Source organism: Serratia sp. TMDUHS_CL, from assembly GCF_037137105.1.
Classification (GTDB): domain Bacteria; phylum Pseudomonadota; class Gammaproteobacteria; order Enterobacterales; family Enterobacteriaceae; genus Serratia; species Serratia nevei.
Window position 1 is genome coordinate 227,155 of the sequence record NZ_JBBBDV010000007.1, and the last position, 20,235, is coordinate 247,389.

Annotated in this window: 19 protein-coding genes, 1 tRNA gene and 1 pseudogene; 7 read left to right on the forward strand and 14 right to left on the reverse strand. The window is 58.1% G+C overall.

Annotated elements, in window-relative coordinates; translation table 11 throughout:
• Positions 1-54: 54 nt before the first annotated feature.
• From purK to ppiB, 4 genes are all read right to left on the reverse strand, one after another.
• Positions 55-1,122, reverse strand: a complete 1,068-nt coding sequence (gene purK / locus WCL58_RS15295; protein ID WP_043146773.1) for a 5-(carboxyamino)imidazole ribonucleotide synthase — start codon at positions 1,120-1,122, stop codon at positions 55-57.
• Entirely contained in the window at positions 1,119-1,643 is a 525-nt protein-coding gene (gene purE, locus WCL58_RS15300) for a 5-(carboxyamino)imidazole ribonucleotide mutase (RefSeq protein WP_073529319.1), read from the reverse strand. The genes purK and purE overlap by 4 nt, the downstream gene beginning before the upstream one ends.
• 149 nt (positions 1,644-1,792) lie before the next feature.
• A complete protein-coding gene (locus WCL58_RS15305; protein WP_060440541.1) occupies positions 1,793-2,515 on the reverse strand; it encodes a UDP-2,3-diacylglucosamine diphosphatase in 723 nt (240 codons plus the stop codon).
• Positions 2,516-2,525: 10 nt separating this feature from the next.
• Entirely contained in the window at positions 2,526-3,020 is a 495-nt protein-coding gene (ppiB, locus tag WCL58_RS15310) for a peptidylprolyl isomerase B (RefSeq protein ID WP_004940183.1), read from the reverse strand.
• A gap of 309 nt (positions 3,021-3,329) precedes the next feature.
• Here ppiB and cysS point away from each other — a divergent pair, with 309 nt between their 5' ends.
• Positions 3,330-4,715 carry a cysteine--tRNA ligase gene (cysS, locus tag WCL58_RS15315; RefSeq protein ID WP_038875101.1) on the forward strand — a complete coding sequence of 462 codons (1,386 nt, stop codon included), beginning with the start codon at positions 3,330-3,332 and terminating at the stop codon, positions 4,713-4,715.
• A gap of 61 nt (positions 4,716-4,776) precedes the next feature.
• On the opposite strand, the gene ybcJ is transcribed toward cysS, so the two are convergent.
• Together ybcJ and folD are read right to left on the reverse strand one after the other, a co-directional pair.
• Positions 4,777-4,989 (reverse strand): ribosome-associated protein YbcJ, encoded by a 213-nt coding sequence (ybcJ, locus tag WCL58_RS15320; RefSeq protein ID WP_049278727.1) that lies wholly within the window; start codon positions 4,987-4,989, stop codon positions 4,777-4,779.
• Positions 4,990-4,999: 10 nt separating this feature from the next.
• Positions 5,000-5,866, reverse strand: a complete 867-nt coding sequence (gene folD / locus WCL58_RS15325) for a bifunctional methylenetetrahydrofolate dehydrogenase/methenyltetrahydrofolate cyclohydrolase FolD (RefSeq protein ID WP_004940177.1) — start codon at positions 5,864-5,866, stop codon at positions 5,000-5,002.
• Between the two features lie 205 nt (positions 5,867-6,071).
• On the opposite strand from folD, the gene WCL58_RS15330 reads away from it, so the two are divergent.
• The 6 genes from WCL58_RS15330 to WCL58_RS15355 all read left to right on the forward strand — a co-directional run bounded on the left by WCL58_RS15330 (position 6,072) and on the right by WCL58_RS15355 (position 9,149).
• Positions 6,072-6,281 (forward strand): hypothetical protein, encoded by a 210-nt coding sequence (locus WCL58_RS15330; protein WP_060423714.1) that lies wholly within the window; start codon positions 6,072-6,074, stop codon positions 6,279-6,281.
• On the forward strand, positions 6,272-6,598 hold the full coding sequence (locus tag WCL58_RS15335) for a hypothetical protein (RefSeq protein ID WP_157800477.1): 327 nt from the start codon (positions 6,272-6,274) through the stop codon (positions 6,596-6,598). Before WCL58_RS15330 ends, WCL58_RS15335 begins: the two co-directional genes overlap by 10 nt.
• A gap of 96 nt (positions 6,599-6,694) precedes the next feature.
• A tRNA-Arg gene (locus WCL58_RS15340) sits at positions 6,695-6,771 on the forward strand.
• 132 nt (positions 6,772-6,903) lie between these two features.
• On the forward strand, positions 6,904-7,230 hold the full coding sequence (locus WCL58_RS15345) for a gamma-glutamylcyclotransferase family protein (RefSeq protein ID WP_048322373.1): 327 nt from the start codon (positions 6,904-6,906) through the stop codon (positions 7,228-7,230).
• A 108-nt stretch (positions 7,231-7,338) separates the two neighbouring features.
• Positions 7,339-7,482 (forward strand): hypothetical protein, encoded by a 144-nt coding sequence (locus WCL58_RS15350; RefSeq protein ID WP_016928795.1) that lies wholly within the window; start codon positions 7,339-7,341, stop codon positions 7,480-7,482.
• Between the two features lie 125 nt (positions 7,483-7,607).
• Positions 7,608-9,149: a glycosyltransferase family 39 protein gene (locus WCL58_RS15355; protein ID WP_336851343.1), complete on the forward strand. Its 1,542-nt coding sequence runs from the start codon at positions 7,608-7,610 to the stop codon at positions 9,147-9,149.
• A gap of 73 nt (positions 9,150-9,222) precedes the next feature.
• On the opposite strand, the gene cysE is transcribed toward WCL58_RS15355, so the two are convergent.
• The 8 genes and pseudogenes from cysE to WCL58_RS15395 form a co-directional block, all read right to left on the reverse strand.
• The gene (gene cysE / locus WCL58_RS15360; RefSeq protein WP_197779368.1) at positions 9,223-9,990 is read right to left on the reverse strand and encodes a serine O-acetyltransferase; all 768 of its coding nucleotides are present in this window, start codon (positions 9,988-9,990) and stop codon (positions 9,223-9,225) included.
• A gap of 49 nt (positions 9,991-10,039) precedes the next feature.
• The gene (locus tag WCL58_RS15365) at positions 10,040-11,260 is read right to left on the reverse strand and encodes an aminotransferase class V-fold PLP-dependent enzyme (protein ID WP_060440537.1); all 1,221 of its coding nucleotides are present in this window, start codon (positions 11,258-11,260) and stop codon (positions 10,040-10,042) included.
• On the reverse strand, positions 11,257-12,540 hold the full coding sequence (locus tag WCL58_RS15370; RefSeq protein WP_060440536.1) for a phenylacetate--CoA ligase family protein: 1,284 nt from the start codon (positions 12,538-12,540) through the stop codon (positions 11,257-11,259). Before WCL58_RS15370 ends, WCL58_RS15365 begins: the two co-directional genes overlap by 4 nt.
• Positions 12,537-13,544, reverse strand: coding sequence for a TauD/TfdA family dioxygenase (locus WCL58_RS15375; protein WP_060440535.1), 1,008 nt, complete (start codon positions 13,542-13,544; stop codon positions 12,537-12,539). The genes WCL58_RS15370 and WCL58_RS15375 overlap by 4 nt, the downstream gene beginning before the upstream one ends.
• A complete protein-coding gene (locus WCL58_RS15380; protein ID WP_336851344.1) occupies positions 13,541-14,818 on the reverse strand; it encodes a non-ribosomal peptide synthetase in 1,278 nt (425 codons plus the stop codon). The genes WCL58_RS15375 and WCL58_RS15380 overlap by 4 nt, the downstream gene beginning before the upstream one ends.
• A 38-nt stretch (positions 14,819-14,856) precedes the next feature.
• Positions 14,857-16,638: pseudogene (locus WCL58_RS15385) on the reverse strand (condensation domain-containing protein); the annotation flags it as partial.
• 6 nt (positions 16,639-16,644) lie between these two features.
• Positions 16,645-17,223, reverse strand: coding sequence for a DUF6817 domain-containing protein (locus WCL58_RS15390; RefSeq protein WP_060440533.1), 579 nt, complete (start codon positions 17,221-17,223; stop codon positions 16,645-16,647).
• A gap of 18 nt (positions 17,224-17,241) precedes the next feature.
• A partial coding sequence (locus WCL58_RS15395; protein WP_336851345.1) for a non-ribosomal peptide synthetase occupies positions 17,242-20,235 on the reverse strand: 2,994 nt, incomplete at its 5' end.

The window sequence follows — 20,235 nt, forward strand, 5'->3', positions numbered from 1 at the left end:
ATGAAAAAAGGGGTTAGCCTAAGGCTAGCCCCTTTTACTTTCGGCGGCGGCGCTTTAGGCCAGCTTCTGCTGTGCCCAGGCCAGCCCGCTTTGGTATTCGCCCGGCAGCAGCGGCGCCAGCGCCTGCAGCGCCTGGCGCAGATCGGCGGCGCTCGGGTCGTTCAGATTGAGATGGCCGACCTTGCGGCCCGGGCGCACCTCTTTCTCATACCAGTGCAGATGCACCAGCGGCAGCGACAGCCACTGTTCGTTGACGGCGGTGCCGATCAGATTGACCATCACCGACGGTGTGCTCACCACCGGCTGCGGCAACGGCAGGCCAAGGATGGCGCGCAGATGCAACTCGAACTGACTGATGGACGCGCCGTTTTGCGTCCAGTGGCCGCTGTTGTGCACGCGCGGCGCCAGTTCGTTGATCAGCAGCCGATCGCCGACGATAAAGCACTCCATCGCCATCACGCCGACGTAGTTCAGCTCGTTCAGGATCGCCGCCAGCATCTGCTCGGCCTGTTGCTGCAGCGCCGGGTTGGGCTGCGGCAGCGCCACGCTGGTGCGCAGGATGCCGTCTTCATGCAGGTTGTGGGTCAGCGGGTAGAATACCGAACGGCCGTCGTGGCCGCGCGCGCCCACCAGCGACACTTCGCCGGAGAAATTGATGCCTTGCTCGACGATGCACTCGCCATAGGCGTCGGCCGGCAGTTCGGCTTCCTGGCCCGGGCGCAAGCGCCATTGGCCGCGGCCGTCATAGCCGCCGACCCGGCGTTTGACGATCGCCAGCTCGCCCAGCGAAGCGAATACCTGCGGCCATTCGGCGGCGCTCGCCAGCAGCTGCCACGGCGCGGTCGCCAGGCCGAGCTGGTCGAGCAGCTGTTTTTGCGTCAGGCGATCGGCCAGGCGCGGGAAGATGTCGCGGTTGACGAAGGCGCTGTGGGTCGCCAGCTCGCGCGTTAGCGCGGTTTCCGGCCAGCGTTCGATCTCGGCGGTAATGACGCTGTTCTGATACGGCACCGCCTCGGGCTCGGCATCGATGCCGACGGGGTAAACGGCGATGCCCAGCGGTTCGCCGGCCTGGCGCAGCATGCGCCCCAGCTGGCCGTTGCCCAGTACGCAAACTGGCTTCATGCGTCCTCCCGCGGATCGGGGTGGTTCAATACCTCTTCGGTCTGCGCCCGACGCCAGTCCGCCAAACGCTGCGCCAGCGCGGAGTCGTGCAGCGCCAGGATCTGCATCGCCAGCAGCCCGGCGTTGGCGGCGCCGGCTTTGCCGATCGCCAGCGTGCCCACCGGAATGCCACGCGGCATCTGTACGATGGAGTAGAGGCTGTCTACGCCGCTCAGCGCGGCGCTTTGCACCGGCACACCCAGCACCGGCACCAGGGTTTTCGCCGCCAGCATGCCCGGCAGGTGCGCCGCACCGCCGGCGCCGGCGATGATCACGTCAAAGCCGTTGGCGGTAGCCTGCTCGGCGAAGCTGAACAGCTTGTCCGGCGTACGGTGGGCGGAAACGACTTCGACATGGAAGGGGACTTCGAGCTGGGTCAGGACTTCGGCGGCGAACTGCATGGTGGCCCAGTCACTTTTCGATCCCATTACAATTGCGATTTTCGCCCCGGTAGTGGCGGCTGAAGCGGCGTTGGCTCCCATGGGTGTAAGGCTCCTGTGATTTGTCTGGCGTCGGCTGAGGGCCGAATGAGGGCGTAGAGCATACCATGAGCGCACGGCGAGGAAAACGGTTGCGTCGCCGGTTTTCACCGCCGAAAGCGCGAATTTTCACTCGCGCGCCAGTCCGGGGCTCAGAATGGGAATTGGATCAGCTCGACGGCGTCGGCGCTGACTTTGACCATCGATCCTTCGACGTGCCAGGCGCCCAGCACCGCGCGATGGGCTTCGCCGTTGCTCAACGCCAGCCGGTGCACCGCCGGGCGATGGGTATGGCCGTGGATCATCCAGTGCACGTCGTGGCGCAGCATCGTCTGTTCGACTGCCTGCGGGTTGACGTCCATGATGGCTTCCGACTTGTACTGGTTGGATTGCTGGCTGCGGGCGCGCATGTTGGCGGCGATCTTCAGTCGCCAGCGCAGCGGCAGCGCCAGGAACAATTTTTGAATCAGCGGGTTGTGCACTTTACGGCGGAATTGCTGATAGGCCTGATCGTCGGTGCACAGGGTGTCGCCGTGCAGGATCAGGATCCTGCGGCCGTACAGCTCCAGCACTTTCTCTTCCGGCAGCAGCTGCATGCCGCTGGCGCGGGCGAAGCGCTTGCCGAGCAGAAAATCGCGGTTGCCGTGGATGAAGTAGCAGGGCACGCCGGCCTGTTGCAGCGCTTTCAGCGCCGCGGCGATCTCCGCGTGCAGCGGCTCGGGATCGTCGTCGCCGATCCAGGCTTCAAACAGATCGCCGAGGATGTACAGCGCGTCGGCGTGAACTGCTTCGCGCCGTAAAAAACGCAGAAAACCGGCAGTGATTGCCGGTTCCTGTGCGCACAAGTGCAGATCTGCGATGAACAGCGTACTCATGCAGCCGCGATTACTCGCTGACGGTCACGCTGTTGATCACGACGTCTTCTACCGGTACGTCCTGGTGCATGCCGCTGCGGCCGGTTTTCACGCCTTTGATTTTGTTGACCACGTCCATGCCTTCAACCACTTCAGCAAACACGCAGTAGCCCCAGCCCTGCACGTTTTCGCCGCGGAAGTTCAGGAAGTCGTTGTCAGCCACGTTGATGAAGAACTGTGCGGTGGCGGAGTGCGGATCGTTGGTGCGCGCCATTGCCAGGGTGCCGATGGTGTTTTTCAGACCGTTGTTGGCTTCGTTCTTGATGGTCGCGTTGGTCGCTTTCTGGTTCATGCCCGGCTCGAAACCGCCGCCCTGGATCATGAAGCCGTTGATCACACGGTGGAAGATGGTGTTGTCGTAGAAACCGGCGCGGCAGTAGTTCAGGAAGTTTTCAACGGTAACCGGCGCTTTGTCAGCAAAGGTCTTGATAACGATATCGCCGTGATTGGTGTGGAAAGTAACCATAGTTTTAATCCTAACAAGGTGAAGTGAGACGTCACGTAAAGCGAGTGAACATTCAGACCGCCCTTATAACATATCCGCCCCAGCGAGTCAGCAGCGGCTCAACCGTGCACTGTCTGTGGTAATTGCATTTATGTTATATTATAACAATTGCGCCAGCCGCCGAATTTCGCGCATTTTATTCGCGTGAAATCAGCAAAGCATGGCCTTAACCTTGCAATAGATCAGGCTTCAGGTTTCAATACGCTACCGGGCGGAAAACCTGAAGCCCGGTTATCTTTTTTGTTATCACGCACACCACGGAATCTCCCGATGCTAAAGATTTTTAATACCCTGAGTCGTCAAAAAGAGGAATTCAAACCCATTCATGCCGGGAAAGTGGGCATGTACGTGTGCGGGGTAACCATCTATGACCTGTGTCACATCGGCCACGGTCGTACCTTTGTCGCTTTCGACGTGGTGGCGCGTTACCTGCGCTATCTCGGCTATTCGCTGAACTACGTGCGCAACGTCACCGACGTGGACGACAAAATCATCCGCCGCGCGGCGGAAAATCATGAAACCTGCGACCAGCTGACCGAACGCATGCTGGCGGAAATGCACGCCGACTTCGACGCGCTGCTGATCGACCGCCCGGATCAAGAGCCGCGCGCGACCCAGCACATCGCCGAGATCATCGAGATCACCCAGCGCCTGATCGATCGCGATCACGCCTATGTGGCCAGCAACGGTGACGTGATGTTCTCCATCGACAGCGATCCGCAATACGGGCTGCTGTCGCGTCAGGATCTGGATCAGCTTCAGGCCGGCGCGCGCGTAGAGATCGACGATGTGAAGCGCAACCCGATGGACTTCGTGCTGTGGAAGATGTCCAAGCCGGGCGAGCCAAGCTGGCAGTCGCCGTGGGGGCCGGGCCGTCCGGGCTGGCACATCGAATGCTCCGCCATGAACTGCAAGCAGCTGGGCACCCACTTCGATATCCACGGCGGCGGTTCCGATCTGATGTTCCCGCATCACGAGAACGAGATCGCACAGTCGAGCTGCGCCCACGACGGCCCGTACGTCAATTACTGGATGCACTCCGGCATGGTGATGATCGACAAAGAGAAAATGTCCAAATCGCTGGATAACTTCTTCACCATTCGCGACGTGCTCGGTCATTACGATGCGGAGACGGTGCGTTACTTCCTGATGTCCGGCCACTATCGCAGCCAGCTGAACTACAGCGAAGAGAACCTCAAACAGGCGCGCACCGCGCTGGAGCGCCTCTATACCGCGCTGCGCGGCACCGATGCCGACGCCGCGCCGGCCGGCGGCGAAGCGTTCGAAGCCCGCTTCCGCGAAGCGATGGACGACGACTTCAACACCCCGGAAGCCTACTCGGCGCTGTTCGATCTGGCGCGCGAGGTTAACCGCCTCAAGGGTGAAGACATGGCGGCGGCCAACGGTATGGCGGCGGAACTGCGTAAGCTGGCGAACGTGCTCGGCCTGCTGCAGCAGGAGCCGGAGCAGTTCCTGCAAGGGGGCGCTCAGGTTGACGACGGCGAAGTGGCGGAGATCGAAGCGCTGATCAAACAGCGTAACGAAGCGCGCGCCGCCAAGGACTGGGCGCTGGCGGATGCTGCCCGCGATCGGTTGAACGAGATGAACATCGTGCTGGAAGACGGCCCGCAGGGCACCACCTGGCGCCGCAAGTAATCCGGCCGCAGTGAAAAACAAAAAAGGCGCTGAATTCAGCGCCTTTTTCTATGGCTGCGGGTTAGGGTTTAACCGTGACCTTGCCGCCGTTGAATTCCACCACCTGATCGGCGACGATCTTGCAGCGTTTGCGGGTTTCGACCTTGCCGTCGACTTTCACCTGCCCTTCGGCGATGACTTCTTTGGCGGCGCCGCCGCTTTCACACCAGCCCTGGAACTTCAGCAGATCGCACAGTTCGACGTGGGGATGATTGTCCAGATTGAAAATTTCCATACTGCCTTACTTATTTAGGTTGAACGTCGTGATATTCCTCGCAGGCCTGCAAGGTATTTTGGATCAGTGTAGCAACGGTCATCGGGCCGACGCCACCCGGCACTGGGGTGATGTAGGCGGCGCGCTCGCTGGCGGCGTCGAAATCGACATCGCCCACCACTTTACCGCTTTCCAGACGGTTGATGCCGACGTCCACCACGATGGCGCCCGGTTTGATCCAGTCGCCCGGAATGAAGCCCGGCTTACCGACCGCCACCACCAGCAGATCGGCGTTCTCGACGTGATGACGCAGATTCTTGGTGAAGCGGTGGGTGACGGTGGTGGTGCAGCCGGCCAGCAGCAGCTCCATGCTCATCGGACGGCCGACGATGTTGGAAGCGCCGACCACCACGGCGTTCAGGCCGTAGGTATCGATGTTATAACGCTCCAGCAGGGTGACGATGCCGCGCGGCGTGCACGGGCGCAGTTTAGGCGCGCGTTGGCACAGGCGGCCGACGTTGTACGGGTGGAAGCCGTCGACGTCTTTGTCCGGGTGGATGCGTTCCAGCACCTTGACGTTATCGATGCCGGCCGGCAGCGGCAGCTGCACCAGAATACCGTCGATTTCCTCATCGGCGTTCAGCTGGTCGATCAACGCCAGCAGCTCGGCTTCACTGGTGGCAGCGGGCAGATCGTAGGAGCGGGAAAGGAAGCCGACTTCATCGCAGGCGCGGCGCTTGCTGGCGACGTAAATTTGCGAAGCCGGGTTCTCGCCGACCAGCACAACCGCCAGCCCTGGGGCGCGTTTGCCGGCCGCCAGACGTTGTTTCACTTGCTCAGCCACTTCGTTTCTAACCTGCTGCGCAATCGTTTTACCATCAATAATCTTTGCTGACATCAGTGTGGAAATCCATCAATTAAGAAAAGCGGGGATGCCGCTATTCTGGCAGAAGCTGAGCGCGCTGTCAGGCGCAGAATCACCCTCGTGGCCGTTGCCGACGCCGATTTACGCTTTTTTTATGCCGGCCTCAGGATCCTCTACGTCATTTTTACCTGTATTTGGATACGCTGGGGCTGTTCACAGGGCGAAAGAGGGCAGGATCATGAGAGCGATAACCCGGCTTTACCCGTTGCATCATCAGCCTGACGAGCAACCGACGGAGCCTAAACATGTGGGGGAAACGGTGTTCGATTCTTCACTGCATCCGGCGGACAGCGCGCAACTCACCGCGTTGCATCAGCTCGGCAAGCATGAGGCGGCGCCATCGTGGCGGGCACGCCTGAATGCGCTGTGGCGGAAGTTATGCGCATGAAGGGCTGCGCCTGGGCAGGCTGCACGCTGTTGCTGGTTTGGGCATCGGGGAGCCAGGCTTCTTTAAACAGCGCCCGCCCCGACGCCACACTGGAGGAAAGGGTGGCGGTGACCTGCAACGCGCGGGTGGTTGAGCATGCCGATTGGGGCGACATCGCCGCAGTCGTGCAGTCCGCTCGCCTTTGCCGGTGGAGGGAGGATGGGCGGCGGTGGTCTGAACGCGCGCCGATTTACGTAGGTGTCGGCCTGGTTGAGCATGGCGGCGCCCGGTTGACGGGAACCCTCGCCGCGCGGGCGCTGGCGGAAAAAACGCCATAAAGCACGGCCGCCGCCGTAACGTCATGAAAAGGCATTGACTCGCTAACCTCTGACCGTATAATCCCAACCCGCAGCCGCAGGTTGCCGCATCTCAATGCGCCCTTAGCTCAGTTGGATAGAGCAACGGCCTTCTAAGCCGTAGGTCATAGGTTCGAATCCTATAGGGCGTGCCATTACTCCCTTGATTTTCTTCCCCCTACTCGTTCCCTTGAAAACTCGACTGCGTAACCCGTACTCCCGTTGGCTCGCCGCTGAGCGTCGTGCTATGTTCATGCGCTAACTTTCAGTCAGTGGCAGAGTGAAAAATGCAAAGCTTATTCGTATACGGCACCCTGGGGCCGGGCAGACCCAACGCGCACATCATGGAAGCCATCGGCGGCAGCTGGGAAGAAGGCAGCGTTGGCGGATCGCTGCTTAACGAAGGCTGGGGCGCCGAGATGGGCTACCCAGGCATCGTGTTGGATAACAGCGGCAATCGGGTGAAAGGTTTTCTGTTCCGTTCAGCGAATCTCGTCAACCACTGGCCGACTCTCGATGCGTTCGAAGGCGAGGGGTATGAACGGGTAGCGGTGAGCGTCACCACCGCCGGCGGCGAAACCGTCGATTCGTTTATCTACATGTTGAAGAAATGATACGAGCCGCCTCGCCGAATGAGTGCGAGGCGCTCGACCCGCCGGCAATTGAACTTTCGTTTATTTTGCCGCGCTACAATAGGCGAAAATTTCCCCATGGAGCCTATCGTGCGCAAATCCAGATTCCTGCTTGTGACCTTGCTGTGCCTGTGCGCCGCCGCCGTGCTGTACGTGATGGCTTACCGGGCGCTGGGGCATTATCTCAGCGACGGCGAGAAGGCCTACCCGGATATCAGCGTTGAAATCCGCTGAGAGCCGTGCGGCGCTGCGGTGACTGCGCCGACTTTTTCGCACTGATTTACCCGCCATTTACCCGCCGTCGGCAATGATGACGCTGCGTCTCCACACTGTGTGGTTCTCTTGGGCGGAATGCGGTTATGTCACTGCAACAGGTTTCGAATGTCTCTTTGAGCAACAACGGCTTAAAGGGCATCGGTTACAAACATTACGCGTTGGCGATCGTGGCGTTTTCGGCGATCGTGCGGTTTATTTCCTTAACGGATCGGTACTTTTGGTGCGATGAAGCCTCCAGCGTGCTGACCAGCCGCTATGATGTGGGCGCTTTGCTGTACCACGCTTCCTTCGACGTTCACCCGCCGCTTTATTATCTGTTGCTGCATGCCTGGATGGTACTGTTTGGTGACGGCATCATGGCCGCCCGTTCGCTGAGCCTGGTGTTCGGCGTGGCGACGGTAGCGTTGGCGATGCGCTTTACCCGTTGGTTGGCCAGCGAGCGGGCGGCGCTGATAGCGGGATGGCTGATGGCAATCATGCCGATGGCGGTGCGTTACAGCCAGGAGGCGCGCATGTACGCGCTGATGGGGATGCTGGCGATCGCCGCCGCCATGGTGCTGGCGAAGTGGCTGAAAACGCCGGATAACCGCCGCTATCTGGCGCTGTATGCGCTGTTGATGACGCTGAGCTTTTATACCCATTACTTCACCATTTTCACGCTGATCGCCCACTGGCTGGTGGTGTTGGCGCTGTCATGCCGCCGAGAAGGCGTACGTTACATCAAGCAGCCGGCGTGGTGGCTGGCCAATGTGGCGATTGGGGTGGCCTACATTCCCTGGCTGCTGGTGCTGTTCAATCTGCTGGCGCATATCGCTGAACTGCGGGTCGGCGGCGACGTCGGTTGGATCCCTCAGGTTTCCTGGGGCGATCTGCCGGCAATGTATTGGCGTTTTCTCACCGGCCATGACGGCAGCAACTATCCCACGGTGATTCTCTGGCTGCTGCCGGCGATGTTTATCGCGTTGTGCGCGCTGCTGCTGAAACGGCGAGTGATGCCAAGGATATTCTCGCTGCTGCTGCTTGGTGGCACTCTGATCCCGGTGACGCTGGTATTCGCCATTTCCTGGCGCACGCCGCTGTTTGTCGATCGCTACCTCTATTCCGCCGCGCTCGGCATTCCGCTGGTGTTGGGCGTGCTGATCGCCGGAACGAAAAGCCGGGTGCGCGGGATCTCTTTGCTGTTGTTTTTCAGCCTGCTGTTCGGCTGCGGCGTGCGTAACGACTACCCGGTCGAGAAAGATGAGTTCAAGGTGATGGTGCACTATATCAACAGCCACTATCAGCCTAACGATGCGGTAGTGGTCAGCAACATGTTCAACTACCTGAGCTATGTGTATTACAACAAGAAGGGCTATCGCGCCCTGCTGTATACCCCGGCCAGGCCCAACGGCATTTCGGGCAAGCCCAATGCCTATGGCTTCGGCACCTTTTTCCACGATCGGGCGGCGCAGACCTATGTCGATAAGCTCAGCGTTTTATCGAAAGGCCATCGCCGGGTCTGGCTGGTCAGCGGCGGGGATTTCAATCAGGACTTCGGTCATTCGCCGCCGGGGTGGGTCAATACCGGCACCTTCAAGAGCGGCGGTTTCGAATCGCGCCTGTTCGTGGTGCGCGACCTCAGATAGCCGGATAAATGCCTAATGTCTCGGAAGCCCACACACCGATAGTTTTTCGCCGCTACCGGAGTGTGGGAGGCGCTTAGAGGCCGACAATCCGGGCGGGAATGCCCACTGCCGTGGCCGATGGCGGAATGTCCTTGAGCACAACGGCGCCGGCGGCAACACAGCAACTGTCGCCGATCCGCACATTACCCAATATTTTGGCTCCGGCGCCGATAACGGCGCCATTACCCACCTTGGGATGGCGATCGCCGCCGGCTTTTCCTGTTCCTCCCAGCGTCACCGAATGCAGCAGGGAGACGTTGTCGCCCACCGTCGCCGTTTCACCGATGACAATCGCGTGAGCATGGTCGAGCATGATGCCTTTGCCCAGCTTGGCGGCCGGATGGATATCGATACAGAAGAGTTCTGATACCCGGCTTTGGATGTGATAGGCCATTTCACGGTGCTGGTGCTGATACAGCGCATGTGAGACACGATAGGCTTGCAATGCGATGAATCCCTTGAAGAAAAAAAATATCTGTATCGTACTGTGGCAGGCGGGATCGCGTTCGTAAACCGCGCGCATATCCGCCAATGCGGCGTCGACAATGTCGGGCGCGCGTTGCAGCGTTTGTTCAACAACGTTTCTCAGGCTCGTTGCATCGATATCGTCATTGGCCAGTTTCAAGGCCAGGCGGTTTGCGAGCGCCTCGTTGAAGGTGGCATGCTGCAATACTCCTTGCTGCAGGAGTTTGCTCATCACACCTTCTCTTTCGGCCAAGGCTTTTGCCTCTTGCCGGAGCTGTACCCAGAAGGGGTCAGAGAACGTCAGGTTCGGAAAAATGGCATAGTTCATCAATCGCATCTTTTTTTCCTCGTCGCGTTATAGCGATAAAACGCCGGGCCGTTTTTCATCAGTTTACCGTGGGCAGCCCCATGCACTCCGCCAGGTCATCAAGGGCCTGATACAGGGCATCGATATCAGCCGTCGTGTTGTATAAATAGGCGGATGCGCGCAGGATCTCTCCACCGGCCAGAGTGCCGACGAAAGGTTGCGCGCACAGGTAACCGCTGCGGCACATGATGCCGTAGGCGTCGCTGAGCAAGCGGGCGATTTCTCCGACCGAAACGCAGCTCGAGAACTTGAAAGCGCCTATGGCATGGCGGTTTTCACCGTCAGCGGGGCCGACAAGTTTGAGATAAGGGCGAGAGGCCGCCCCGGAAAGCAGCGCGTTGACCAAACCTTTGTCGTGTTCACGCCGTGTCGTCTCATCGAAGCCGGCTAACAGACGAAAAGTCGCGCCGGCGCCGATGACGGAGGCAATCGCCGGCGTGCCGGCCTCGAGATGATAGGGCGCCCGACGATTGACCTGGCTATCGGCATCCACCCAGTCAACCGTACCGCCACCGAATTGCAGCGGTTTAAGTGCATCGAGGCGATGCTGGTTCGCGTACAAAAAGCCCAACCCGGTTGGGCCCAGCATTTTGTGTGCGGAGAAGGCGACAAAGTCGGCGCCCAGCGTATGGAGGTTGAGACGGCCGTGCGGGAGAGACTGTGCGGCGTCCAGCACAATAACGGCATCGCTTTGTGTGCGGATCATCGCGATCATCTGCTCAATGGGATGCACAACGCCGGTGACATTGGAGCAGTGCGTCAGGGCGACCACTTTCGGTCGTTGCGCGAGCAGCGTCTGGAAATGATCCAAATCGATCCTGCCCTGATCATCGGTTTGGATGAACCTCAGGGTGGCTACTTGCCGCCAGGGCAATAGTTGGGAATGATGTGAATCGATGCCAGCGATAACCAGATCCGATTTTCTCAGCGCCAATCCTTGCGCCACGATGTTCAGCGCATGGGTCGTATTGTGGGTAAACACGACTTCGTTGGCCTGTGCGCTGATGTAGTCCGCTACTGAGAGGCGCGCGGCTTCATAGGCATTGGAGGCTTCGTCGGAGAGACGGTGTTTGCCGCGATGGATATTGGCGCCGTTCTGGCTGTAATACTCCGTTACGGCATCAATCATGACGCGCGGCTTTAGGGTCGTCGCGGCGCTGTCGAGATAGTTGAGAGGCCGTCCGTCTATTTCCTGCATCAGCGCAGGGAACTGACTGCGGTCAATAAAATGATTCGTCATGGATGAGATGCCCCGTTATATCTGGAAATGCAGGATTGGAATTTTCCGCTGCGTTCGCAGGCGATGTAATCCACGGCTTCGAAAATGATGTCGCGGGTTTGGCAAAGTGCGCTGATGCGTTGTTGCAATGCGAATAGCTCAGACGATGATGCTTGATTGAGGATATAGCGAAAACGAAGATTCCCGAGCTCGTCTTGTTCCAACTTATATAAATCTATTCTTGGGCAATCGGTCACCGCCAGATCGACCTCGGCAGGCGTCACTATCGCCCCGTTTTTACCGATGACGTTGTGGGTGGCGCGCCCTTCGATGTTGACTACCGGCAAAGTGGCGCCACAGGTGCAGGGTTCTGACGACAGGCGGTACAGGTCGCCGGTGGCGTAACGAATGCGCGGTAGCAAGCTGTCATCAATGGTGGAAATGACCAACTCACCGACTTCATCCAAGGCCGATTCCAGCTCCCCGCTTAAAAACTCCAGGAAAAAGTCTTGGTTGTTGATGTGCAAACAGCCGTGGTGGCATTCGAAACCGAGGTAACCCAGTTCCGACATGCCCAGCATGTTGCCGATTGGTGTTCCGTCACCGAAGAAGTGCCGAATTTGACGTCGTGCAACCTGCGTCAAATGGGTATAGCCACAAACGATATGCAGCTTGTTAGTGGTGACGATAGTGCGTCCCAATTTGGCGGCCTCTCGAGTTAAAAAGGCTAAATGCGTCGGGTCCACCACCAAAATTTCCGGATCGTAGGCGGCGATTTCGTCCAGCGCTTGCTTGATCATCCTGGCTGGGGTCGCCAATAAGTCGTGAGCGACAGGCAAGACCAGCGTGCCGTCGGCCAGCGTGCGTTCCTCCATGGTCGTCAGACCGATGCCGCACTCTACGTCGGAGCAGTTAGGCGGGGCATAGCGGCAAATGCGCGGCCGGGCACCAGGGCGCCACAGCGCGTTGAAGTTTGCATTAACGCCCATGCTGGTTGCCTGTCGCCGCGCCAGGTCATAGGAAAGGATCGCGCTGTTCAAGCGCTCTCCTGAGGTCCCCGAACTTTGAAAGCGCATCACATGCGGCCCGGTCAGCGTAAATCCGGCAGCTAACACCCCTGACGGATAGTTGCGCCGATAGTGCAGTTTGCGTGTGACGGGGATGCGTTTAAAGTCCGCCAGGGTTTTAATGTCGTCGGGCCGTAGGCCCGACATTTCCATGTGAGTTTTAAAAAACTTCACCTTTTCATAAGCGTACGCCACTTCACGACGTACATCTTTAAATGAACCTGATTCGCTCATGTCATTGCCACCATGATGTTACGCGGCGGCGTAAATGGTCGCCGGCCGTGGGAAATGGTTTCGTTATCCAAAATTAGAATGTCGCCCTGTTCCCAGTCGAACAGGATTTCTTCTTGTTGATAGGCTTGTCGAATCAGCGTCAGGTCGGTTGACGGGATGGGACTGCCGTCGCCAAACAGAGCATTGCGCGGCAGCTCATGCTCGGCGAATTCGCGTCTTAACTCACGTTCTGCTTCCGCCGGCAGATTGCTGATATGGAACAGATGCGCCTGATTAAACCAGATCCCCGCCCCCGTTCGCGGGTGGGCAAGGGTCGCCTGACAAATTTGGCGTGTGCGCAGGCGTCCTTCCCCCAACCATTGGCATTGGATGTCGTTCGCTTGGCAATAAGCCTCAACCTCCGCCTGATTTTCCGTTTGGAATACCTGCTGCCAGCTGAGATCCAAACCCTGTCCAAAATTGCGCACGTACATCACGCCATGGGCTTCAAAACGCGCGCGCAGGTCTTCCGGCAGGCGCGCATAGACACCCTGACTGTCGGCAAGCGGAGTCTGCCCCTGAGCGCCTGGTTTGACGGCGCAGTGGAAGAACAGCCGCTTGGGCCAACTGCGGGTGTAGGACATCTCATTGTGTTGGGGAATATGTTGGTCGGCCGGATACTCGGTCGAAGTGTATATCCCTTCGCTGATATTGCTCCGCGGCGTGGAGCGGTGGGTGTATCCCAACAATGCGCCTGCCGACGTTTGCACAAAAGCGCGAAAAGCCGCGACATCCGCGACCTTGAAGCCACGAAGCAAAACGGCGCCAGATTCGGCTAACAGACTGGCGATATAATCCCAGCTGTTTTGTCCCCACTCGGGGGCGGATAGGTTGGCTAGCACCGGGCGCAACATGACACCTTTAGCGCCGGCATGGGTCAGTGGTGACGCGGTGACCAGACTGGTGATGGATACGCCTTGGCTCTGGCGCCGTCGGGCGAATAAACCGCTTGTTGTTTCGTTCATATTGCCAGTTCCTGAGAGTGACGTTGCTTATCAATGTTGCGGCTGAGGCCGGCTACGGTCGCATCCATAAACACGCTGCGCAGATTGAACGGAATATCGAAGGTGGAACGGATTTGAGCGACCAACTTTGTGGCGATAAGCGAATGCCCACCGATGTCGAAGAAGTCGTCGTGTATGCCTACACGGTTGGCCAGCAGCAACTCCTGGAAAATGGCCGCGACACTTTTTTCCGTTTCGCTTTGCGGCGCGACATAGTCATCGGCGTTGGCGGCGATAAGTGTATCCGGTGCCGGTAGCATGCGGTGATCGACTTTGCCGTTGTGGTTTAACGGGAAGCGGGAGAGCGACACGATTTGTGAGGGGATCATGAAATCCGGCAGGTAAGCGGCGAGATGCTCACGCAACCAATCGGCATTGCCGTTGTCGCCGCTTTGTAGGACCACGTAAGCCAACAGATGCGCGCTGCCGGATTCGCCTTGTTCAACGACGCAGCTGTCCAAGACTTCCGCATGTTTGCGCAGCGTTCTTTCTATTTCGGCCGGTTCTACCCGGAATCCGCGGATTTTCAACTGACGGTCGATACGGCCAAGGAACTCCAGGCTGCCATCGGGAAGCCGGCGAACTTTATCCCCTGAACGGTAAAGCCGGGCATTGGAGCGCGGGCTCCAGGGATCGGCGATAAAACGGGGACGCTGATCTTCAGCGCTCTGCACGTAGCCACAAGCGACCGTTTCGCCGCCAATATATAACTCACCCGCGACGCCGATGGGAAGCAATGCGCCATGCGGGTCGACGACATAGCAGCGGGCATGCGGCAAGGGGGTACCGAGGGGAACGGTGGAAGCCAGCCTGGCGTATTTATCCGACGCTACCTGCTGCGCAATGGCGCCCACGCAGGTTTCGGTTGGCCCATAATGGTTGTAGATGCGACAACCGTTCGCAAAATCGTTGAACAGGCGCCACATCCCCCAGCTCAACACTTCGCCCCCCAGCAATAAGGCCTTGCCAGGCATCAGGCGCGCTGGCGCGTCCGCCAGCGCGAATAGAGATGCCATATGAGAAGGGGTCAATTTGAGGACGTCATACTCGCTTTGCTCCATATAGCGAATTTGCTCCTGAATATCCTCGGCGTGTGTGAACGGTGAGATGTCGATGCAGCCACCGGTGACCAGTGCGGGGAACAGGGTGGTATTGCCCAAGTCGGTGGTGATGGGGCCAATGGAGAGATAGGTGAGCGCTGCACCCAGTTCCGCACGCTCAATAATGCCGGACACATAGTTCTGCAATTGATGATGAGCGATGGCTCTCCGGTAGAGCCGGAGGTGTAGAGCACATAAGCGAGGCTGTCGGCAGACGCGGTGAATGGCAGCGCGGAGTCATCCAGCACGCCAATGTCATTCCACTGTGCATCCAGCGCCATCACGGGGAGGGTGAGCTTTGCCTGGCGATGTTGCGTTTGAGCGACAAGCATCAGTGCCGGCCTGGTTTGCTTCAGAATGGTCTCCACCCGCTGCTGGGGCAGTTGAGGGTCGAAAGGGACATAGCAGGCTCCGGCTTTGTGGATGGCGATGATAGCTGCCAGCGCCAGATCGCTGCGTTCAAGCATCAGGCCGACCGCTGCGCCCTGTTCCACCCCATTGTTCAGCAAATGGCGAGCCAACTGATTGGTGAAGGCATCCAGCTCGGCGTAGCGCCAAATTCGCGAGTTGTACTTTAACGCCGGCGCATCGGGAGTCTGCGCCGCCTGGCGGCTGAAAGTATGGTACCAACAACCGAGGGCTGGCGATGACGACAGCGCGTTATGAGTGCTTTCAATCAGAATGCGTGTTTCATCGTCAGTCATAAGCGGAAAGCGATCGAGCATGGCCTGCGGTGTCTTGAGCAGCGCCTGCAGCGTGGCGCGGAACGCTTGTTCAATCGTTGCGATCCCTGCCGCATCGAAGACGCCTTGCTGTATCTGCAACTCAAGGTGGAGGCGTTCACCGGCATTCACCTGCAGAGATAATTTGCAGTGTTCCGGTACAGGGATGGCGGTACGGTTTTCCCAATGTAGCAGGGGCGTTTCGATTGCCGACGCCGCATTGAAGAATTGATAGCCGATCTCGCCGGCTGAATGCGCATCACCCGGCTGGCGGCCGTCTTGTTGCTCGCTCAGTCGCAGCGCTTGCTGACAATGTTCAGCGAACTGCAGCAACGTCATGTCAGCGTTGGGCTGCACGATCGTATGCACTGCATATTCGAAGCGACCCAAAGCCTGCTGAAGTTCCGCAAAAGGGCGGCCGGCAAGGTTTGTGCTGAGCGCAACACGGTCGGGATATTCCGCTATGCGCCATAACGCAGCGCTCCAACAAGCGTAAAGCAGAGCGCGAAGGGACAATGCGTTACCTGTTGCCAGCGCTTGTAGCTGAGATTGTGTTTCCCTCGCCAGCGTTATGAGGCGGCATTGCCTATCCTGGCTGTCGGACTTGAACTCGAGCGGCAGGCGCAAAGAAGAGTTGGGCTCGACATGAGCAACGGCGGTTTGCGGGATGAAATCCTCACGCTGCCATTGGGCAAAATCGACGTATTGTACGATGGGGGACGACGCGCCAGCCTCACCGGCATAGAGGCGGCTCAGCACCGCCATCATCGCGTCGGCGGAAACATAGTCCAGGCTGGCGGCGGGCAGTGAAATCACCAGCGTATGTCGGTCGGCTGTCATGCGGTAAAGCGCGGCTTTGAGTGGCCGTGCTGTAGCTACGGGGCTTACGCATGCCGATGCCGCTTCTCCCTCGTTGAACGGGTTAACGTCAGAAGGCTCACCGTCCGCCATAATCAGCTCGGGCTGATAGGGTTCATTGATGACCATCAGCACATCGCTGTGTTCTCCCAACACGTTTCTGAAGGACGTTCGCAAAATCTCATGTTCAGTAATCAGCGTGGACAAGGCCGTGATTAAACGGTTAGGGTCCAAAGATCCTGACAGAGAATACGTTGCGGTGAAATATTTCGGGCTATTTCGAGTATTTTGCTTAATCAGCTGTTGCTGTTGAAAAGACAGGGGAAACCCTTCCCAGTTATTCTCTGGTAATACCATGTTTTCTGCAGTTTTCATTTTTTATTACCCGTTAATGGTTTTGTTCCAAATGGACAAGGGTTTTTCACCTAGATATTCCGCGACTAACTCCCAAAACATGCCGTATTCCGCCGGCAGATTTAGGCAGGTGTGATATTTCTGCGTAGGGGTGTGTGCCAGCACGTCCGCCAGTTTTAAGGCTAACAATGCTTGGAAATGACCTAATGAAACGTTGAGTGTTCGGCCGTTCCTACGATCCTTCAGACAAGGTTGTCCTTCCGGTTTGAGGATATTACGGAAGCTTTTACTCAATGATTCGTAACTCATGACAGAGAAGTGATAAACCAGCTGTTCGGCGCTTTCGCCGATACTGGCTCTGACAATTTCCCTTTGAGATGACGGAATGTCACCAATCTCATCAGTATGTAATCCCTGTGTGCCGTATGCGCCGTGAAATAATCCGGATAAGCATATCGTCTCGTCACATTCCATTTCCCTGAGAAGATGGTGTGTTCGTATTAAATGATTCATTAGTGGCTCATCTAAATGAGCCACTTTATGTGCGCCCAACTTCACCAGCTGCGGCTGGTATTGCGCGATAAGCTTGGCATCTGCATCCATCATTTTTTCCTGTGAATAAGATCAGTCGTTGGCGGTGATTCGTTGTTTTCTTTGTTGCATTAGACGTTGTCGGCCGGAGAGCCGCTGTGCGGTTGCCTGAGACGCGCCCGCTGCATCGTTCTCTATGTGACCGGCCAGCCACTCGGCGAGGCTGCGCAAAGTGGTGTACTGAAAGAGCGTGACGATGGGGATCGTGCGATTCAGCGCGTTCTCCAGCGTTTTGTGTGTCCTTATCAAGCTGGCGGAGTTGCCGCCGAGATCAAAAAAGTTATCCGTAGCGTTCAGTGCCTCGCAGTTAAGTTCGTCCTTCCAGATATCGGCAATCGTCATCTCATAGCGTCCTGACGGGGGGGCGTGCCGATCGCCGGCACCGTTCATCGTTGTTGGCTCCGGGAGCCGCTGTTTATCCAATTTGCCATTGGCAGTTAAAGGAAATGCTGACAGACAGGTGAATACGGCGGGGATCATGTATTCGGGTAATTTGGTGCGCAGATTGGCGCGTAGCCGTGCAATCGCCTCCTGATTGTGTTCCTCGCTGACGATATAGGCGCACAGCCAGAGGCGATGACGCTCACCTTTAATCACGACGCAAGCGCCGTTTACGCCGGGTTGTGTGAGTAGCGCAGCTTCGATTTCGCCCGTTTCAATGCGGTATCCATTGATTTTTATCTGCGTATCTTGCCGTCCCAGGAATTCGATGGTGCCATCCGGAGAGAATCGGGCTCTATCGCCGGTTCGATACATTCTGGCGGTTGGCGTCAGGCCATATGGATCGGGCAGATAACTGCGCACCGTTTTCTCTTGATCGCCGAAGTAACCTTCGGCCAATACCTCGCCGCCGATAAACAGGTCGCCCTCGACCGCGATAGGAACGGGCTGCAGTTGCTTATCCAGTATGTAGTAGCGAGCATTTTGAATCGGTTTGCCGTAAGGGATGCTGCTCTGCTCCGGCGCTACCCGCTCGATGATAAAGAAGTTGGACCAAATGACGGCTTCAGTGGCGCCGCCCAAGCCGACCAGCTGCAGGTTGGGGAACGTTTTACGCAGCTTGTCCGGCAGCGATACGGGGATCCAGTCACCGGACAAGAAGGCCAGGCGTAATGTGGGAATCGGGTACGACGGGAAATAGGACTCGCATTGATCGAGCGCGATGGGCGCTGAGTTCCAGAAGGTGATGCCCTCTGCACAGACGATGTTGGCCAGTGTACTCGGATCTCTGGTTTCATCTCGGTCGGCGAGGCGAATCGTTCCGCCTGCGGCAAGCATGCCCAGCAGATCGTAGACGGACAGGTCGAAGGCCAGTGACGTGACGAACAGCGACTTGTCGCTGGCGTTCACGGTGAAGGTCTTGTTTACCCACTCGATCAGATTGATTACCGGTTTATGCCTGACGGCGACCGCCTTGGGATCGCCGGTCGTTCCTGATGTAAAGATGATGTAAGCCAGCGCATCCGATGTGATGCGGCTCTCCACGGGAATCGAAGGCCAGGAGAGGTCCTCGCTTATTGCGACGTGCACGTGCGCCAACGAGGTAGGCGCTTGTGCAATCAAGGCGGCGGCGGTATCGGCAAACAGCGCGTCAGTTGCGATACCGGTGATGCCGGCGATACGGATCATCGCTTGAAAACGAGCGGGAGGGCTGGCGGGATCGAAAGGCACATAAACACAGCCCGCTTTCAGAATAGCCAACATGGTGATGACCATCGCCGGGCTGCGATCGCACAGGATAGCGATGCGTGCGCCGGCGTCGAATCCCTGGGCCAGCAAATAATGGGCCAAACGATTGGCACGCGCATCCAACTCAGCGTAACTCATCTGGTTCCGCGCATTGCATAGCGCGATGTGGTGAGGTACCTGACTGACTTGCGCTTCGAACAGCTGATGAACCAGCCGATCGCCGGCATAATCGCATTGCGTGGCATTCCAGCCGTCGAGCATGTTGCGGCGCTCATCGTCAGAGAGCAAAGGCAGGGTATTGACGACGGCCTCATCGTTTGCGAGCGCTGCACTCATCAGCGTGAACCAATGGCCGATCAGGCGCTGAACCGCGGCATCGGTAAAGCGTTCCGTGTCGTATTCGAGATTCAGCTCAAGGCCGCCGTTGCTGAGACGGAAAAAGAAGCCCAGGCTGAAACGGCTGGTCAACAAGTCGATGGGCAGGTGGCTGGAGCCGGTATCCCTCATCGTCCACAGTGGCTGTTCTTGCTGCAGTGATAGCATGACGTTGAGCGCCGGCGCGCCATTGGCGGTGCGTAGTCCTTTGACGTTATCGATCACCGTTTCATAAGGAACCTGGCCGAACTGCATGGCTTCCTGGGTACATTGCCTGGCCTGACGCAATAATTCACCGACGCGCGGCTGGTGCCGCATATCGCCGCGCAAAATAACCGTATTGACGAAATTGCCGATAGTTGCGGCAAAATCGTGGTTGTTTCGCGTATGTAGCGGTGCGGTCAACAGGACATCGTCGGTATCCGCCAGGCGCCCCAAATAAGCCCAGGTCAGCGCCAGTAACCCGTGGAACAGAGAGACTTCGTGTCGGCGGCAAAGCTGAGAGATCGCGATGAATTTATCTTCTGGAATGGAGACGCTTAACTGGCGACCTTGCCCCCGCTCCTGGCGCGGCAGCGGTCGATCGCAGGGAAGTTGCGGGGCGGCCGGTGGTTCGGCCAGCTGTCGTTGCCAATAAGCCAGAGCCTCGGTTTGCCGGCTTTCACAGTGTGTCAGCCAGTGGCAATAGTCTTGGTAACTGAGGGGCGCTGGAGAGGTATCCGAGGTCGTATTCTCATAGGCCGCGGAGAGTTCGGCCAGCAAGATGTCCATGGAGCCGTCAACGGCGATGTGGTGCGTCAGCACCACCACCAGATGCAGGTCTTGCTTGATCTTGAGGGCCAGCACCTTGAACGGGATTTCTCCGGTCAGATCGAACGCCGTGCGAGCGAAGGCATTCGCGCGGTTCCAGGCCTGTTCCCAGGCTGCTTTTTCATCCCACTCACACAGGTTTTCATGATGGAC

Coding starts and splice junctions, on each gene's coding strand:
- ybcJ (WP_049278727.1), bottom strand. CDS start 4,989: ATGGAAATTTTCAATCTGGACAATCATCCCCACGTCGAACTGTGCGAT.
- WCL58_RS15335 (WP_157800477.1), top strand. CDS start 6,272: ATGCGCATGAAGGGCTGCGCCTGGGCAGGCTGCACGCTGTTGCTGGTT.
- WCL58_RS15390 (WP_060440533.1), bottom strand. CDS start 17,223: ATGATGGATGCAGATGCCAAGCTTATCGCGCAATACCAGCCGCAGCTG.
- WCL58_RS15365 (WP_060440537.1), bottom strand. CDS start 11,260: ATGACGAATCATTTTATTGACCGCAGTCAGTTCCCTGCGCTGATGCAG.
- WCL58_RS15370 (WP_060440536.1), bottom strand. CDS start 12,540: ATGAGCGAATCAGGTTCATTTAAAGATGTACGTCGTGAAGTGGCGTAC.
- WCL58_RS15345 (WP_048322373.1), top strand. CDS start 6,904: ATGCAAAGCTTATTCGTATACGGCACCCTGGGGCCGGGCAGACCCAAC.
- WCL58_RS15305 (WP_060440541.1), bottom strand. CDS start 2,515: ATGAGTACGCTGTTCATCGCAGATCTGCACTTGTGCGCACAGGAACCG.
- WCL58_RS15355 (WP_336851343.1), top strand. CDS start 7,608: ATGTCACTGCAACAGGTTTCGAATGTCTCTTTGAGCAACAACGGCTTA.
- cysE (WP_197779368.1), bottom strand. CDS start 9,990: ATGCGATTGATGAACTATGCCATTTTTCCGAACCTGACGTTCTCTGAC.
- purK (WP_043146773.1), bottom strand. CDS start 1,122: ATGAAGCCAGTTTGCGTACTGGGCAACGGCCAGCTGGGGCGCATGCTG.
- ppiB (WP_004940183.1), bottom strand. CDS start 3,020: ATGGTTACTTTCCACACCAATCACGGCGATATCGTTATCAAGACCTTT.
- WCL58_RS15330 (WP_060423714.1), top strand. CDS start 6,072: ATGAGAGCGATAACCCGGCTTTACCCGTTGCATCATCAGCCTGACGAG.
- cysS (WP_038875101.1), top strand. CDS start 3,330: ATGCTAAAGATTTTTAATACCCTGAGTCGTCAAAAAGAGGAATTCAAA.
- purE (WP_073529319.1), bottom strand. CDS start 1,643: ATGGGAGCCAACGCCGCTTCAGCCGCCACTACCGGGGCGAAAATCGCA.
- WCL58_RS15375 (WP_060440535.1), bottom strand. CDS start 13,544: ATGAACGAAACAACAAGCGGTTTATTCGCCCGACGGCGCCAGAGCCAA.
- folD (WP_004940177.1), bottom strand. CDS start 5,866: ATGTCAGCAAAGATTATTGATGGTAAAACGATTGCGCAGCAGGTTAGA.